The organism is Pseudoalteromonas sp. SWYJZ19, assembly GCF_015864375.1.
GTDB lineage: Bacteria > Pseudomonadota > Gammaproteobacteria > Enterobacterales > Alteromonadaceae > Pseudoalteromonas > Pseudoalteromonas arctica.
This window is the reverse complement of the sequence record NZ_JADYXI010000013.1, coordinates 18329-33977: the sequence shown is the minus strand read 5'-3', so window position 1 is coordinate 33977 and position 15649 is coordinate 18329. Positions and strand designations below refer to the sequence as shown.

16 protein-coding genes are annotated in these 15649 nt (G+C 39.1%); 13 read left to right on the top strand and 3 right to left on the bottom strand.

Annotated elements, in window-relative coordinates; genetic code table 11:
* Window positions 1-33: 33 nt before the first annotated feature.
* From I6F45_RS13520 to I6F45_RS13510, 3 genes are read right to left on the bottom strand one after another with little or no spacing between them, the layout of a single operon-like run.
* A complete protein-coding gene (locus I6F45_RS13520; RefSeq protein ID WP_010555196.1) occupies window positions 34-654 on the bottom strand; it encodes a peptidylprolyl isomerase in 621 nt (206 codons plus the stop codon).
* Between the two features lie 2 nt (window positions 655-656).
* Window positions 657-1217, bottom strand: coding sequence for a YajG family lipoprotein (locus tag I6F45_RS13515; protein ID WP_197160785.1), 561 nt, complete (start codon window positions 1215-1217; stop codon window positions 657-659).
* A complete protein-coding gene (locus tag I6F45_RS13510) occupies window positions 1218-2360 on the bottom strand; it encodes a methyltransferase (RefSeq protein WP_007584883.1) in 1143 nt (380 codons plus the stop codon).
* A 42-nt stretch (window positions 2361-2402) separates the two neighbouring features.
* Between I6F45_RS13510 and I6F45_RS13505 the strand changes: the two genes are divergently transcribed.
* From I6F45_RS13505 to cyoA, 13 genes are all read left to right on the top strand, one after another.
* Window positions 2403-3014: an alpha-ketoglutarate-dependent dioxygenase AlkB family protein gene (locus tag I6F45_RS13505; RefSeq protein ID WP_024589283.1), complete on the top strand. Its 612-nt coding sequence runs from the start codon at window positions 2403-2405 to the stop codon at window positions 3012-3014.
* 61 nt (window positions 3015-3075) lie between these two features.
* On the top strand, window positions 3076-3387 hold the full coding sequence (locus I6F45_RS13500; RefSeq protein ID WP_165728481.1) for a BolA family protein: 312 nt from the start codon (window positions 3076-3078) through the stop codon (window positions 3385-3387).
* A 104-nt stretch (window positions 3388-3491) separates the two neighbouring features.
* On the top strand, window positions 3492-4685 hold the full coding sequence (fabV, locus tag I6F45_RS13495) for an enoyl-ACP reductase FabV (RefSeq protein WP_197160784.1): 1194 nt from the start codon (window positions 3492-3494) through the stop codon (window positions 4683-4685).
* Window positions 4686-5312: 627 nt separating this feature from the next.
* Window positions 5313-6656, top strand: a complete 1344-nt coding sequence (locus I6F45_RS13490; RefSeq protein WP_197141202.1) for a Na(+)-translocating NADH-quinone reductase subunit A — start codon at window positions 5313-5315, stop codon at window positions 6654-6656.
* Between the two features lie 4 nt (window positions 6657-6660).
* Complete coding sequence (locus I6F45_RS13485) at window positions 6661-7863, top strand: NADH:ubiquinone reductase (Na(+)-transporting) subunit B (RefSeq protein WP_010555189.1); 1203 nt, start codon at window positions 6661-6663, stop codon at window positions 7861-7863.
* Window positions 7856-8608 (top strand): Na(+)-translocating NADH-quinone reductase subunit C, encoded by a 753-nt coding sequence (locus I6F45_RS13480; protein ID WP_165728484.1) that lies wholly within the window; start codon window positions 7856-7858, stop codon window positions 8606-8608. Before I6F45_RS13485 ends, I6F45_RS13480 begins: the two co-directional genes overlap by 8 nt.
* Window positions 8608-9240: an NADH:ubiquinone reductase (Na(+)-transporting) subunit D gene (locus I6F45_RS13475; protein ID WP_007584891.1), complete on the top strand. Its 633-nt coding sequence runs from the start codon at window positions 8608-8610 to the stop codon at window positions 9238-9240. The genes I6F45_RS13480 and I6F45_RS13475 overlap by 1 nt, the downstream gene beginning before the upstream one ends.
* 10 nt (window positions 9241-9250) lie before the next feature.
* Complete coding sequence (gene nqrE / locus I6F45_RS13470; protein WP_002958896.1) at window positions 9251-9859, top strand: NADH:ubiquinone reductase (Na(+)-transporting) subunit E; 609 nt, start codon at window positions 9251-9253, stop codon at window positions 9857-9859.
* A 19-nt stretch (window positions 9860-9878) separates the two neighbouring features.
* Window positions 9879-11108 carry an NADH:ubiquinone reductase (Na(+)-transporting) subunit F gene (gene nqrF, locus I6F45_RS13465; RefSeq protein ID WP_007584893.1) on the top strand — a complete coding sequence of 410 codons (1230 nt, stop codon included), beginning with the start codon at window positions 9879-9881 and terminating at the stop codon, window positions 11106-11108.
* A gap of 109 nt (window positions 11109-11217) precedes the next feature.
* Window positions 11218-12249 (top strand): FAD:protein FMN transferase, encoded by a 1032-nt coding sequence (locus I6F45_RS13460; protein WP_197160783.1) that lies wholly within the window; start codon window positions 11218-11220, stop codon window positions 12247-12249.
* Between the two features lie 101 nt (window positions 12250-12350).
* Window positions 12351-12563 carry a (Na+)-NQR maturation NqrM gene (nqrM, locus tag I6F45_RS13455; protein ID WP_007376137.1) on the top strand — a complete coding sequence of 71 codons (213 nt, stop codon included), beginning with the start codon at window positions 12351-12353 and terminating at the stop codon, window positions 12561-12563.
* Between the two features lie 1387 nt (window positions 12564-13950).
* Window positions 13951-14370, top strand: coding sequence for a hypothetical protein (locus I6F45_RS13450; RefSeq protein ID WP_165728513.1), 420 nt, complete (start codon window positions 13951-13953; stop codon window positions 14368-14370).
* 318 nt (window positions 14371-14688) lie between these two features.
* Window positions 14689-15648: a ubiquinol oxidase subunit II gene (cyoA, locus tag I6F45_RS13445; protein ID WP_165728486.1), complete on the top strand. Its 960-nt coding sequence runs from the start codon at window positions 14689-14691 to the stop codon at window positions 15646-15648.
* The last annotated feature ends 1 nt before the right edge of the window (window position 15649 follow it).

Genomic DNA, 15649 nt, shown 5'->3' with positions numbered 1-15649 from the left:
TGATGCAGAGCAGCTAAGCTGCTCTTAAATAAATTACAGTGGAACTTGTTCAAGCATTTTAATATTTAAGATGATCACCGGTTTTTTAGGAACAAAATCGTAACCAATCTTTTCATTAAACCCTGTTTCAACAGCCATGATCTTATCAAGGGTATCGTAGCCATCCATTACATTACCAAATACTGCAAAACCCCAATCTTTCCCTGGATTTAAGTGATCGTTGTTATCCATATTAAAAAAGAATTGGCGTGTTCCTGAGTGCGGTTCACGGTCTTGATACGCCATAGCAATGCTGTACATATCATTTTTTAAACCATTGCCGCTTTCATTAAAAATAGGGTCATTTTCGTGTAAGCCGTCGTAATCTTTATCGTAGCCACCACCTTGAATAACAAAGTCGCGGTCATTTTCCACATCGCGCTCAATACGATGAAAAACACTGCCTTGATAGCTCTTATCTGACACGTAAGTTAAAAAGTTATTGACCGTAATGGGGGCTTTTGAACGGTCCAGTTCAACAACAATACTGCCCATCGTTGTTACGATTTCGACGCGTGGAAAAATATTGTCTTTTTGCACAAAGCGGCCTTCTTGGGCTGCCAAGCTACTTACACTAAAAAATAGGCCTAAGCAGATTAAAAAAAGTCGTTTCATAGTTAACCTTCTAAAAATTCTATTAATTCAGGGTCAGATACAATGCGGGTAATAATTTGCTCAGTCAACTTATTGAGCTGACCTTCTATTTTTACTCGCTCGTGACTAAACGGACCTTCTAAATTAGCACTGCCTCTATACACTTTACTAAAATTACTTGAGGCGCGAATAACGCGCACGCCAAGCTTTATATGGGCTTCGCTGGTATGGCTCACTAGTTTTTCGGTTACCACCGCTTGTAGTGCATGAATATCTACTTCAAAGCGTACAGACGCTAAATTAGAAATACTGGCACCATTGCGGCTAAGGGCGCTGTCTAAAACACTTTTAACTGATTCAGTAAGGCCTTGGCTTGCAAAGGTTTTAGTTTTGTCTGATTCAATAAGTTTAAGTGTTGACGAATCGCCACGTAAATCAATTACACTGGTGCTTAAGCTACTATTTATAGTGCTTATTTGACCACTTTTATAAACAGGATTGAGTATTACTTGGCTAGGCTGATTAGCGCAGCCACCAAGTAGTAGCAATACACAACACCCAATTATAATGTTTGTTAATTTCATTTATAGCATTCCACTATTTTTAGTTGCACTTAGAACGACAAACTTTTTGTTTGAGCCTAACAACTTACAGTTTCCGAACATACGGTTTAATTTATCGTGATAATCTAAATGACGATTACCAATAATACGCAGCTCGCCGCCTTCTTTTAAAGTATCTTTTGCTTGTTTAAACATTTGCCAAGCAATGTGATCGGTAACAGCTTGAGCTTGGTGAAATGGAGGATTACAAAGCACCATATCCACACTGTCTCTTTCAAAGCCTGTTAAACAATCGTTTTCGATGAACTCACAGTTATCAAACTTATCGCCTAGGTTAATTTCTACATTTAACCGGGCTGACTCTACTGCCATGTAAGACTCATCAACAAAGGTAATTGATGCATTAGGGCAACGAGCAAGCGTCATTAATCCAACAACGCCGTTACCACAGCCTAAATCAATAATGCTTTTAGCTTTAGGTGTTTCTGGTAAGTAGTTAAAAAAGAAGCGCGCACCAATATCTAACGAATCACGCGAAAACACATTTGCATGATTTGTTATATTAAACTCAGTACCTTCAAGCTCCCATGTTATAGGGAAGTCTGCTGCTTTATATCCGCCTTTAGCTGTGCTTAATATAAGGCGAGACTTTTTAACTGCTAGGCTTGTTGTTGTTTCACCAATAAATTGCTCAAATGATTTTATTGTTGAATTATGAATTTCTTTTGTTTTACCTGCGGCAATTACTGGTGTACCAGGTGCAAGTACTTCACTAAGTTCACTTAATTGGAACTGTAAAAAACCTACATTACGAGGGATTTTAATAAGTACTAAATCTACATCCTCTGGTAATGCCGACAAACTATCTACTTGCGTAAACTCTGCTGTAGGCAGCTTGTTTTCATGTAAGTTATAAGCCGCAGCTTGGTGGCTAATATAAGAATCATTAACTGAACAAACCGTTAACTTATTAAAATAACAAGCAAGTGCACCAAAGCTATCGTTTAAAATAAGCAATGAGCGACAATCTGGGTGATGTTCGTTAACATAATTGATAAGGTACTCATCTGCCGAATCCCACGCTTGTAAGCTGCGGTTTTTTTGATCCAATGGAAAGCGTTCAAGAGTAAAGGTTTTATCGCCTAGCTGGGCTTGCGTCGTCATAATGGTTCGTTGATCAGTAATCTAATGTAGGTAAATTCTAACATGCAACGGCAAAACGCCAACCCCCAACAGTTACCAAATGGCTTTTCTTATCAAAGTAGGGCACTTAGTGCACAAAAAAGCCTCGATCTATTTTATTATTTGCAAAAAAACCTACGTTGGCAGCAACCCGATGTAACCGTTTATGGCAAAACGGGGCCTATTCCACGACTGCAATGTTTCATGAGTGATTTAAATATTGAATACGGCTATTCAAGTAGTAAGCAAATAGTAGAACCATGGGATGAATTGTTACTTAATATGCGAAAGCGTTTAGAAGCACATTTAAACCAGCCTCTAAACTCATTGCTCGTTAATTATTACCGAGATGGTAATGATACGATGGGGTGGCACAGTGATGATGAAATAGAGCTTGGTGATAAACCAACAATTGTGTGTGTCTCTCTAGGAGCTGATCGGGTTTTAAAGTTAAAGCACAAGGCGAGCAATAAAGTAACCGACTTAAAATTACAAAGTGGCAGCTGTTTAATAATGAATGGACATAGCCAACGAGATTATCAACATGCAATACCTAAGCAAACCACGCTTGCGCATCCGCGCATAAGTTTAACTTACCGATTTATAAAGCACATTAAGCAAAAGCAATTTAGTTAGCCAATCGCTGCGTTAAATTGTTATAGTAAGCCTATTAATTAGCTAATTAAAATGGTCTTTTATGTCAATGCAGCAACAGATCCAAGAAAAAATAAGCAGCGCCATTGCGTGTAAACATTTAAACGTAATCAATGAAAGTCATATGCACAGTGCCGGTACTGAGTCGCATTTTAAAGTTATAGTGGTTAGCGAAGAGTTCGCGGGTAAGCGCTTATTACAACGCCATCGTGAAATTAACGAAATTTTAAAAGATGAATTAGCAAATCATATTCATGCACTCGCTATTCATACATATACACCAGACGAATATACAGAGCAGGGCGGTGAAGCGCCTGATTCTCCTAATTGTATGGGCGGCTCAAAGCTTAACTAAAATAAATAGGGAATTTGGTCGGTGTTTAACTGATCAGATCAGTGTTTTTAGTATTAGCCTTTAAACTAGCGCTAATTTTTATTGTAAAAGATATAGGATGATCAATGGTCATTAAGCCTAAAATTCGTGGATTTATCTGCACAAACGCACACCCAGCTGGTTGTGCAGAGCATGTTCAAGAACAAATTAACTATGTAAAACAACAAGGCGCATTAAAAAGTGCACCAAAAAATGTACTAGTTATTGGCGCATCAACAGGCTACGGCTTGGCATCGCGCATTACTGCTGCGTTTGGTGGTGGTGCTAAAACATTAGGTATTTTCTTTGAAAAAGAAGGTACAGATCGTAAAACAGGTTCTGCTGGTTGGTACAATACCGCTGCTTTTCAAGAAGCTGTAGACGAAGCGGGTCTTTGGTCTAAAAATATTAATGGCGATGCGTTTTCTAACGAAATCAAGCAAAAAGCAATCGACACTATTAAAGCAGATTTGGGTAAAGTAGATTGTATTATTTACAGCCTAGCGTCTCCTCGTCGTACTGATCCAAATACAGGCGAAGTGTTCTCATCTACACTTAAGCCAATAGGTAATGCAGTAACCACTAAAAATTTAAATACATCAAAGCGTGAAATTGATGAAATTACTGTTGAAGCTGCAAATCAAGACGATATCGACAACACTATTAAAGTAATGGGTGGTGAAGATTGGGAAATGTGGATTGATGCATTAAAAGAAGCGGATGTATTAGCCGATAACTTTAAAACTACAGCGTATACTTATATTGGTAAAGAGCTAACATGGCCAATATACGGACACGCTACTATTGGTAAAGCTAAAGAAGATTTAGACCGTGCAACGGCTGCTATTAAAGAATCGACAAAAGATTTAAATGGTGAGGCGTATGTTTCATCACTTAATGCAGTAGTGACACAAGCAAGTTCTGCTATTCCTATTATGCCGTTATATATTTCTGCTTTATTTAAAGTTATGAAAGCAGATGGCACATACGAAGGCACTATTGAGCAAATTCACGCATTATTTAGTGAAAACCTATATGGTGAATCGCCTCGCTTTGACGACGGTGGGCATTTATTCCAAAACTATAAAGAGCTAGAAGACGATGTGCAAGCACGCGTTCAAGCTGTATGGGATAGTGTTGATACAAGCAGCATTGATGAGCTAACAGACTATGTTGGTTACCATAATGAGTTTTTACGCTTATTTGGTTTTGGTATAGACGGTGTTGACTACGAGCAAGACATAGGTTCAGTTAAGCCAATTGCTAATATGATTGACTAACAGAGCTTAGGGCCTGTTTATCTTTCGAGGTTAAATTTGCAGCAGTCTGTTTGGTATTTAGGCAAGGCAGAGCCTACGTAGTGTGGTTATTCCCCATAAATGGGCGATAACGTGGAATAAATGCCAAACATGCGCTGCCCAAAGGGTTCTGCCTAGGGGCTATTTACTCTTTGTTGCTCGGTTTTTACTTAGCCCACTAGGTTACAAACCTCACGCCGCGATTAAATAGCCCCTAGATTGAACAAATTTTAATCCTGAAAGGTCAACAGGTCCTAGGTATTAAAGCCGCTATAGCGGCTTTTTTATATTATGCGATTTGTTTAATTTACGATGAAATCAGGAACAATAATTGCTTAGGCTACCACTTTGGTCTAACTTGATTTTAATTAAAGTCACTTAACAAAACCAAATAAGTGTTTCTGTCGTATAATTTTTATAAATACACTCGCATAGTCATCTAAAATGATGTTAAAATCTCGACAATATGTGATGAGTTTTACTACGTTGCTTGTTTGATATTTCTAGCAAGCTGCTCTTTTGTACCTTGATATAACTTGGAATAACTCAAATGGCGACGTGGTTGATACGATTTTTCAGTTTCTTTCCTTTAATGTAATGCAAGTGCGTATGATCAATATAAAAAAAGGTCTGGATTTACCCTTAGAGGGCTCGCCACAGCAAGTTATACATGACGGTTCTGCTGTCAAACGTGTAGCTGTGCTTGGTGAAGAGTTTATCGGTATGCGTCCAACCATGCATGTTCGTGTGGATGACCAAGTCAAAAAAGGCCAGGTACTTTTTGAAGATAAAAAGAACCCAGGCGTCCTATTTACTGCTCCAGCTTCTGGCACAGTAAAAGAAATAAATCGTGGTGCTAAACGTGTGCTGCAATCTGTTGTTATTGAAGTTAACGGCAGTGAGCAAATCACCTTTGACTCTTTCAAAGCAGACGAGCTTGCGAGCTTAGAGCGTGAAAAAGCCAAAGAAGTACTTATCCAGTCTGGTCAATGGACAGCACTTCGTGTTCGCCCATTCAGCAAAGTAGCGGCTGTGGATGCAAATCCTAGTTCTATTTTTGTGACCGCAACTGACACAAACCCATTAGCTGCAGATCCTGCAGTAATAATTGCCGAAAATGCGCAAGCATTTGAAGCGGGTCTTGCTGTTATTTCGCGTTTGACCGATGGCAAAGTATTTGTGTGTAAAAAAGCAGGTAGCCAAGTTCCTAGCTCATCTATAGCTCAAGTAGAAGTACATGAGTTTGGTGGTGTGCATCCGGCTGGCCTCGTTGGCACTCATATCCATCATCTTGATGCAGTTTCTGTTAGCAAACAAGTTTGGCATATTGGTTACCAAGACGTTATTGCGTATGGTCACTTATTCCTTACTGGTGAAATTTACACAAATCGTGTTATTTCGCTTGCAGGTCCTCGCGTTAAAAACCCACGTTTAGTGAAAACACAACTAGGTGCTTCATTGGATGATTTAGTGGCTGGTGAGCTAGAAGACGGAGATAACCGTGTTATTTCTGGTTCTGTTCTATCAGGTTCTATTTCAAACGGTGTTCATGCATTCTTAGGTCGTTACCACGTTCAAGTATCTGTTTTACTTGAAGGTCGCGAAAAAGAATTGTTTGGCTGGATTGCACCAGGTAGTGATAAATTCTCTGTAACGCGTACATTCCTTTCTCACCTTGCGCCGAGTCGTTTATTTAAAATGACAACGTCAACAGGTGGTTCAAAACGTGCCATGGTACCAATTGGTAGCTACGAGCGCGTAATGCCGCTGGATATTTTGCCTACTCTATTATTACGTGACTTAATTGCGCGTGATTTAGACAGTGCAATTTCATTAGGCGCGCTTGAACTTGATGAAGAAGATTTAGCGTTATGTACCTTCGTTTGTCCTGGCAAATACGAGTATGGTTCTATCCTACGCGATTGCTTAACTACGATCGAGAAGGAAGGCTAGAGAGATGGGTTTAAAAAAATATCTAGAAGATATCGAGCCGAATTTTGAAGCCGGTGGTAAATATGAAAAATTTTATGCTCTGTATGAAGCAGCTGCAACTATTTTTTATACACCAGGCTACGTAAATAAAGGCGCGACACACGTACGCGATAACATCGACCTAAAACGCATGATGATTTTAGTGTGGATGGCGACGTTCCCAGCTATGTTTTTTGGTATGTTCAATATCGGCCATCAGGCCGCAGGTGCTTTAGCACAAGGTTTTGAACTAGCAAACACGTGGCAAGTTGGTTTGTTCCAGTTATTCGGTGGTGAATTAACCGCTGATGCAGGCTGGGGCGCTAAGATGTTCTATGGAGCATGTTTCTTCCTACCTATCTACGCGGTAACATTTGCAGTTGGTGGCTTTTGGGAAGTAATATTTGCTTCTGTGCGTAAGCATGAAATTAACGAAGGTTTCTTCGTTACTTCAGTGCTATTTGCACTTATTTTGCCAGCAACGATTCCTTTATGGCAAGTTGCGTTAGGTATTACGTTTGGTGTAGTTATCGCTAAAGAAATCTTTGGTGGTACTGGCCGTAACTTCTTAAACCCTGCTTTAGCCGGCCGTGCATTTTTGTTCTTTGCATACCCAGCTCAAATCTCAGGTGACACAGTATGGACAGCAGTAGATTCGTTCTCTGGTGCAACTATGCTAGGCCAAGCATTTGCTGGCACACTTGATTTTGCAAACATGGAATTATGGTGGAATGCGTTTTACGGTTTCATTCAAGGTTCTGTAGGTGAAACATCTACACTTGCATTATTAGTAGGTGGTTTGTTCTTAATTTACGTTCGTATCGCTTCTTGGCGCATCGTACTAGGTGTATTCCTAGGTATGGTAGCAACTGCATTTTTACTAAATGCTGTTGGCTCAGAAACTAACCCTGTATTTGCAATGCCTTGGTATTGGCATTTAGTACTTGGTGGCTTTGCGTTCGGTATGTTCTTTATGGCTACTGACCCTGTATCAGCTGCATTTACTGACAAAGGTAAATTAGCATATGGTCTATTAATTGGCTTTATGGTGGTTATGATACGTGTTGTGAATCCTGCTTTCCCAGAAGGTATGATGCTAGCAATCTTATTTGCTAACTTATTCGCTCCACTGTTCGATCACTTTGTAGTGCAGGCTAATATTAAGCGGAGGTTGGCACGTAATGTCTAGTAATAACGAATCAATCGGTAAAACGTTATCAGTTGTTGTCGCACTATGTTTAGTGTGTGCAATCATTGTATCGTTTGCTTCTGTACAGCTTCGTCCTTTACAGCAAGCTAATAAAGAAAAAGATATTCAAAGTAATATCTTGGCTGCTGCGGGTATCGATAAAGTTGAAAATGTTTTAGAAACATTTGATGCAAAAATCGAAGCGCGCGTTGTAAACATGACTACAGGTGAGTTTGTAGATACAGACCCAACAATCTTTGACTTTGAAAAAAGCAAATATGATGCAGCGCTAAGTGTTTCTCTTAAAGAGAAAGGCGTTAAAGATATTGCTGGTATTCAACGTGTGACTAAAGAGTCGCCGGTGTATATCTCTAAAAAAGAAGATGGTTCAGTTGATGCAATTATTCTTCCTATCCAAGGCTACGGTTTATGGGGCTTAATGTACGGTTTTATCTCGCTTGAAAGCGATGCTGAAACTGTTAAGAGCATTATCTTTTACAAGCATAATGAAACCCCTGGTCTAGGTGGCGAAATTCAGAATCCACAGTGGACGGCTACATGGGAAGGTAAAGAACTTCCAATTCAAATTGTTAAAGGTACTGCGGGCAATGATGAGCATAAGATCGATGGTCTTTCAGGTGCTACATTAACGTCTAACGGTGTTGATCATGCAGTTGATTTTTGGACTGGCGAAAATGGCTTTGGCCCTTTCCTTGCGAAAGTACGTAAAGGAGCATTGAAATAATGGCTGATACTAAAGAAATGAAGGCGGTCCTATTTGGTCCGGTTTTAGCTAACAACCCAATCGCACTACAAGTACTTGGTATTTGTTCTGCGCTAGCGGTAACGTCTAGCTTAAAAAATGCGTTAATCATGTCAATCGCATTGACATTAGTAACTGCATTTTCGAGCTTCTTTATCTCGCTTATTCGTAACCAGATCCCATCATCTGTTCGTATCATCGTACAAATGACAATTATTGCATCGTTGGTAATCGTTGTTGACCAAGTATTACAGGCATTCTCTTACGCTACGGCAAAAGAGCTTTCTGTATTCGTTGGTCTAATTATTACTAACTGTATTGTAATGGGTCGTGCTGAAGCATATGCGATGAAGTCGCCACCAATTATGTCTTTCCTTGACGGTATTGGTAATGGCTTAGGTTACTCTGTAGTACTACTTACTGTTGGTTTCATTCGTGAGCTATTCGGTAAGGGTTCACTATTCGGTGTTGATATTATCCCATTAGTACAAGATGGCGGTTGGTATCAGCCTATGGGTCTATTGATCTTACCACCGAGTGCATTCTTCATCATTGGTTTATTCATATGGGTACTTCGTACTTATAAGAAAGACCAAGTAGAAGCTAAAGCGTAAGGGGCAGATAGTGGAACATTATATTAGTTTATTTGTAAAAGCCGTTTTTATTGAGAACTTAGCGTTGTCATTCTTCTTAGGCATGTGTACTTTTTTAGCAGTATCTAAAAAAGTAACTACATCAATTGGCCTAGGTATAGCGGTTATAGTTGTATTGGGTATTTCTGTACCTGTTAACAACTTGGTTTACCATGCGGTACTTGCACCCGGTTCACTTACTTGGTTAGGTTACCCGGATGCAGATCTTAGCTTTTTACGTTTCTTAACTTTCATTGGTGTTATTGCAGCACTAGTGCAAATACTTGAAATGGCATTAGATAAGTTTTTCCCTGCACTATACAACGCGTTAGGTATCTTCTTACCACTTATCACAGTTAACTGTGCAATATTTGGTGCGGTATCATTCATGGTTGAGCGTAACTATAACTTCGGCGAGTCTGTTGTTTATGGTATTGGCGCTGGTGTTGGTTGGGCACTTGCAATTACATTACTTGCAGGTATCCGTGAGAAACTGAAATATTCAGACGTGCCAGACGGCTTACGTGGTTTAGGTATTACCTTCATCACTGTTGGTTTAATGGGACTTGGCTTTATGTCATTCTCTGGTATTTCACTGTAAAGGGTAGCGAGGATAAATCATGGATTATCAGATTTTCTTAGGCGTTGGTGTTTTCATCGCTATCGTTGTACTACTAGTTTTAGTGATCATTGGTGCTAAATCTCAGTTAGTTGCAAGCGGTGACATCATCATCGGTATTAATGGCGATAAAGACAAAGCCATTACTACATCAGCAGGTAATAAGCTTTTAAGTGCATTATCTGAGTCAGGTATTTTCGTATCATCTGCTTGTGGTGGCGGTGGCTCTTGTGGTCAGTGTCGTGTTCACATTAAAGAAGGTGGCGGCGATATCTTGCCAACTGAACTTGATCACATATCTAAAGGTGAAGCCCGTGAAGGCTGTCGTTTAGCGTGTCAGGTAAATGTTAAAAACGACATGGAAATTGAACTTGAAGAGTCAATTTTCGGTGTTAAAAAATGGGATTGTGAAGTTATCTCTAACGATAACAAAGCAACGTTCATTAAAGAACTTAAACTGCAAATCCCTGGTGATGAGTCAGTGCCTTTCCGTGCGGGTGGTTACATCCAAATTGAAGCGCCACCTCACCATGTTAAATATGCAGATTTTGATGTTCCTGAAGAATATCGTGGCGACTGGAACCATTTTGGTTTCTTCGATCTGGAGTCAAAAGTAGACGAAGAAACTATTCGTGCATACTCAATGGCTAACTACCCAGAAGAAGAAGGCATCATTATGCTTAACGTGCGTATTGCTGCTCCGCCTCCGAGAAACCTAAGCTTGCCATGTGGTAAAATGTCTTCGTACATTTGGTCACTTACAAAAGGCGACAAGGTAACTATTTCAGGTCCATTTGGTGAGTTCTTTGCTAAAGACACAGATGCAGAAATGATCTTTGTTGGTGGTGGTGCTGGTATGGCGCCAATGCGTTCACATATCTTTGACCAACTTAAACGTTTAAACTCTAAACGTAAGATGAGCTTTTGGTATGGTGCACGTTCTGAACGTGAAATGTTCTACGTAGAAGATTTTGACGGCCTAGCGGCTGAAAATCCTAACTTCGTATGGCATACAGCGCTTTCAGATCCACAACCTGAAGATAACTGGGAAGGCTATACTGGCTTTATCCATAACGTGTTATTTGAGAACTATCTTAAAGATCACGAAGCGCCGGAAGATTGTGAGTACTACATGTGTGGTCCTCCAATGATGAACGCGGCAGTTATTACTATGCTTAAAGATTTAGGTGTTGAAGACGAAAATATCTTATTAGATGATTTTGGTGGCTAACACTAATACCAAAACAGTTTAGTTTTGGTTAAAATACCAGCCTCGTAGCACTTGTGTTACGAGGCTTTTTTTATTCTTTAATTTTATCAATCTATTAAGTAGAGCTGTTATGAATCGAGTAAGTACTTCACAAGGCATAATGGCCTTTTTACTAATCACACTGACCTTATTACTGTCTGGGTGTAGTGAAAAACCAGAGTCGAGGGAAACCTTTTTAGAAGGTAAGACTATGGGAACCACTTATCATATTAAATATTATGATGAGCAAACCCAGCTACCGGCCTCACAATTACAGCTGCAAATAGACGCTGTTTTAAAAGATGTAAATCAGTCTATGTCTACTTATATAGAAGACTCTGAAATAAATACATTTAACAGATTACCTGCAAATCAAGTGATGCCAATTAGCGAAGATTTTAGAGCTGTTATCAGCGAGTCTATTCGCTTAGGTGAATCAACTAAAACACTTGATGTAACCATGGGACCTCTCATTGACTTATGGGGCTTTGGTCCTGATAAAAAACCAACCAATCGCCCAACAGATGAAGAGCTTGCAACTATGGTCGAAAAAATAGGTATTGATAAGCTTATTTTAAATGAACAGGGTTTAGCTAAAACAGTTAATGGGTTAGAGCTTTCGTTTTCAGCAACGGCTAAAGGCTACGGTATCGACAAAGTAGCGCAGCTATTAGAAAGCCACAGTATTGCTAACTACATGGTTGAGATTGGTGGTGAGCTACGTATAGCAGGTGAAAAGCCAAACAACCAGGATTGGAAAATTGCGATAGAACAACCAGATGCACAACCTGGAGAGCGTAAAGTACACCGTGTTTTATCACCAGGTACAAGTGGGATCGCAACATCAGGTGATTACCGTATTTTTTATAAAATGGATGGCGAGATCTATACTCATTTAATTGACCCTGTAACCGGCATGCCTATTAAGCACGACTTAGTGTCGGTAACTGTGCTTCATCCAAGCGCTATGACAGCAGATGGTTTAGCGACTGCTCTTACTGTGATGGGTATGGAGAAAGCGCAGGCATATGCTCAGCAGCACGATTTGCCAGTGTATTTAATAGGTAAATCAGAAGAGGGTTTAGTTACTTATTCAAGTCCTGCATTTAAACCTTATTTATAGTATGGTGCGGTCTTGTTTATTTCCACGTTATTTGGGTATATAATAGCAGTTGCTCAAAAATGTTTGAGTTTAATTAATTGCTGATCAATAGGGGCTAAGCAATGTCACTTTTTCTTCTTACTTTTGGCTTACTAATTTTAATAGTGTCGGCTATGGCCGTTGGTATGATCGTGCAAAAAAAATCTATGGCAAGTAGCTGTGGTGGTTTAGGTTCGGTTGGTATTGATAAAGCCTGTGATTGCGATGATCCATGTGATAAACGCAAAAACCGTTTAGCTAAAGAGCAAGCCTGGAAAGAAAATCAAATTATTTAAGTTCTCTTAAATATTAAAAAGCGCTTTATAGCGCTTTTTTTGTGTCTGTAAAACCTCTTATCTTTTTTATTTCATAAGTAATCCAATCTTAATGTATTAGACAAACGTCTATAGTTTAGTTTTTTTCACCTATTAGGTTTATTTTTCTCGTTTGTCAAATTGGAGCTAACACTCTAAAGTTTAATCATAGACACAGAGCAAGGCTCTAGTCATAAGCTTGAGGCAAAGTTGGTCTCGCTTAAAAGAATCTTTATATTGTGTGTGAAGATGTTGTCAGTGTGAAAGGCAACTCAAATTCGGTGGTGACTACATTTGAGTTGTTTTTATTTCCCTACAATGTCACGCAGTGTAAACCAAAAATCTTTATATTGTGTGTGAAGATGTTGTCAGTGTGAAAGGCAACTCAAATTCGGTGGTGACTGCATTTGAGTTGTTTTTATTTCCCTACAATGCCACGTAATGTAAACCAAGAATCTTTATATTGTGTGTGAAGATGTTGTCAGTGTGAAAGGCAACTCAAATTCGGTGGTGACTGCATTTGAGTTGTTTTTATTTCCCTACAATGCCACGTAATGTAAACCAAGAATCTTTATATTGTGTGTGAAGATGTTGTCAGTGTGAAAGGCAACTCAAATTCGGTGGTGACTGCATTTGAGTTGTTTTTATTTCCCTACAATGCCACGTAATGTAAACCAAGAATCTTTATATTGTGTGTGAAGATGTTGTCAGTGTGAAAGGCAACTCAAATTCGGTGGTGACTGCATTTGAGTTGTTTTTATTTCCTTACAATGCCACGCAGTGTAAACAAAAAATCTTTATATTGTGTGTGAAGATGTTGTCAGTGTGAAAGGCAACTCAAATCCGGTGGTGACTGTATTTGAGTTGTTTTTATTTCCCTACAATGCCACGCAGTGTAAACAAAAAATCTTTATATTGTGTGTGAAGATGTTGTCAGTGTGAAAAGCGGCTCAATTTCGGTGGTGACTGAATTTGGGCTGTTTTTATTTGTGCGACACAATTATTATTCCTTCCAAAAAACCTATAATTTTATTAAATATACCTCTTTAAATTGTTTTCAATTTAAATTAACCCTATGTTTTTTAAGTTGTTATTTTTTATTAACAAAATAGCTTCTAAAGCTTAACTCAAATTTATTGTTTTTTAGTTGAACAGAAAATTCTCTTTGTTATACTCACGTTCGAACTTTCAGTAAGTTTTGAAAGTTTGATTGATACGGATCAATTTTCACAAGGTGAATTTGTGCTAACCGGATTTGATCCGTATTCAGCACCTGATTTTTGGGCTTACAGCAGCAATGTTTTTCAAATTTTTCCATTGCTTTGTATTACTTTAATTTTGTTATAGTCATTTAAGTAGGTTAATGTCTTTGAACACACTTTCTTTACATCATACCAATACTGATCTCGCCCCAAGCGAGCCAGTTACGTGTGAACGCTTGAATAAAGCGGGTAAGGGCGTGTGTGTAGCTATAACTTTATTAGTGTTTAATACGGTCATGTTGTTAAGCGGTGCACTAGAGGATGCCTTCAAGCTTGAGGCGCTATTAAGTGATGGGTTTATTGTAGAGCCACTGTTACTTACTATTGCCGGATTTTTAGCTCATCCAATCATTTCAAGTCAGTTACTTATTGGCCTTTGTTGGTTATTGTTCCATATTTTTCCAGCGCGTCGTGCTGGAATTATCCTCCGTAAAGCAGCCTTTGCTTTTAGCGAGGCTAAAGTTCTTCAGCCAGTGCATGTTGCACATGGTTGTCGTGCTCCACCTAGCTTTACAGGTTGTCTGTAAGGCTGCATCTTGTTGCTGGTTTTAATTATTTGTTCTTGCTGTAAATAATTAAGGTTAGCTAAAACAAAGTAGCTCTGTGTTTTTTAAGCACACTTCAGCCAACCACCACTCACCCAAGTTAACTTTTATTACGTTATATAAATGCGTTTAGAAAGCTGGGTTTGTTGCTAGGTCATTAATGGCATGAGCTTTAGGTTTTGAATAGCCCCCTTATTTTTATAATTTAATTCTAGTTAACTTGGGTTTTTATTGAAAAATCGTTGCTTTGGTTTTTATGCAAAGCAGCAAACTGAAACTCTAGGTTTGTAGGATACTCCCTTGTTAATTCGTAACCTTTGTAATATTGCTTTAGCTAGTACCGTGCTGGCGTTGTCAGGCTGTAAAGGCGGGATACTCGATCCAAAAGGGCAGATAGGCATAGATGAGAAAAATTTAATTATCATCGCAACCGTGCTTATGTTGCTTGTAGTCGTTCCCGTTATTGTGATGACTTTGTATTTCGCATGGAAATATAGAGACACGCAAACTCATGAAATTTACGCTCCAAAATGGGCTCATTCAAATAAAATTGAAGCCGCAGTTTGGGCTGTTCCTATTGTTATTGTGATTATTTTAGGTGTTATTACCTGGGTGTCTACCCAAGAGCTAGACCCTTACAAACCCATTGAAGGTAAAGGTAAGCATCTTACTGTTGAAGTGGTGTCATTAAATTGGAAGTGGTTATTTATTTACCCTGAGCAAGGTATTGCCACGGTTAATGAATTAGTGTTTCCGGCAAATGTACCTGTTGAATATAAAATCACGTCAGAGAGCACAATGAATTCATTTTTTATTCCGCAATTGGGTAGTCAAATATACTCAATGGCTGGGATGGAAACCAAGCTTCACTTAATTGCAAATGAGCCAGGTACGTTTAAAGGTTTCTCAGCAAATTACAGTGGTGCAGGTTTTACTGGTATGAAGTTTAATGCCATTGCTACCCCTACTCAAGCTGGTTTTGATAAGTGGGTGAGTGATGTAAAAGCGAATTCAAGCGCTAATAATCTGACTCATGCAAATTATGTTGAGCTTGCAAAAGCGAGCGAAAATAATCCTGTTGCTTATTACGGTAAAGTTGAAGACAGCTTATTTCATACCATTATCATGAAATATATGCAGGCGCATGGCGATATGAATAAAAAGCACAATGCGATGAGCGAACATGGCGAGATGGGTATGCAACATCACGCAATGGACAAACATTCAGCGAAACCATCACACAGCCAGGACGAGGAATAAT

Bases quoted from the DNA above. Each gene is read 5' to 3' on its own strand.
- I6F45_RS13520 (WP_010555196.1), bottom strand. From the start codon at position 654: ATGAAACGACTTTTTTTAATCTGCTTAGGCCTATTTTTTAGTGTAAGT.
- I6F45_RS13515 (WP_197160785.1), bottom strand. From the start codon at position 1,217: ATGAAATTAACAAACATTATAATTGGGTGTTGTGTATTGCTACTACTT.
- I6F45_RS13510 (WP_007584883.1), bottom strand. From the start codon at position 2,360: ATGACGACGCAAGCCCAGCTAGGCGATAAAACCTTTACTCTTGAACGC.
- I6F45_RS13505 (WP_024589283.1), top strand. From the start codon at position 2,403: ATGCAACGGCAAAACGCCAACCCCCAACAGTTACCAAATGGCTTTTCT.
- I6F45_RS13500 (WP_165728481.1), top strand. From the start codon at position 3,076: ATGTCAATGCAGCAACAGATCCAAGAAAAAATAAGCAGCGCCATTGCG.
- fabV (WP_197160784.1), top strand. From the start codon at position 3,492: ATGGTCATTAAGCCTAAAATTCGTGGATTTATCTGCACAAACGCACAC.
- I6F45_RS13490 (WP_197141202.1), top strand. From the start codon at position 5,313: ATGATCAATATAAAAAAAGGTCTGGATTTACCCTTAGAGGGCTCGCCA.
- I6F45_RS13485 (WP_010555189.1), top strand. From the start codon at position 6,661: ATGGGTTTAAAAAAATATCTAGAAGATATCGAGCCGAATTTTGAAGCC.
- I6F45_RS13480 (WP_165728484.1), top strand. From the start codon at position 7,856: ATGTCTAGTAATAACGAATCAATCGGTAAAACGTTATCAGTTGTTGTC.
- I6F45_RS13475 (WP_007584891.1), top strand. From the start codon at position 8,608: ATGGCTGATACTAAAGAAATGAAGGCGGTCCTATTTGGTCCGGTTTTA.
- nqrF (WP_007584893.1), top strand. From the start codon at position 9,879: ATGGATTATCAGATTTTCTTAGGCGTTGGTGTTTTCATCGCTATCGTT.
- I6F45_RS13460 (WP_197160783.1), top strand. From the start codon at position 11,218: ATGAATCGAGTAAGTACTTCACAAGGCATAATGGCCTTTTTACTAATC.
- nqrM (WP_007376137.1), top strand. From the start codon at position 12,351: ATGTCACTTTTTCTTCTTACTTTTGGCTTACTAATTTTAATAGTGTCG.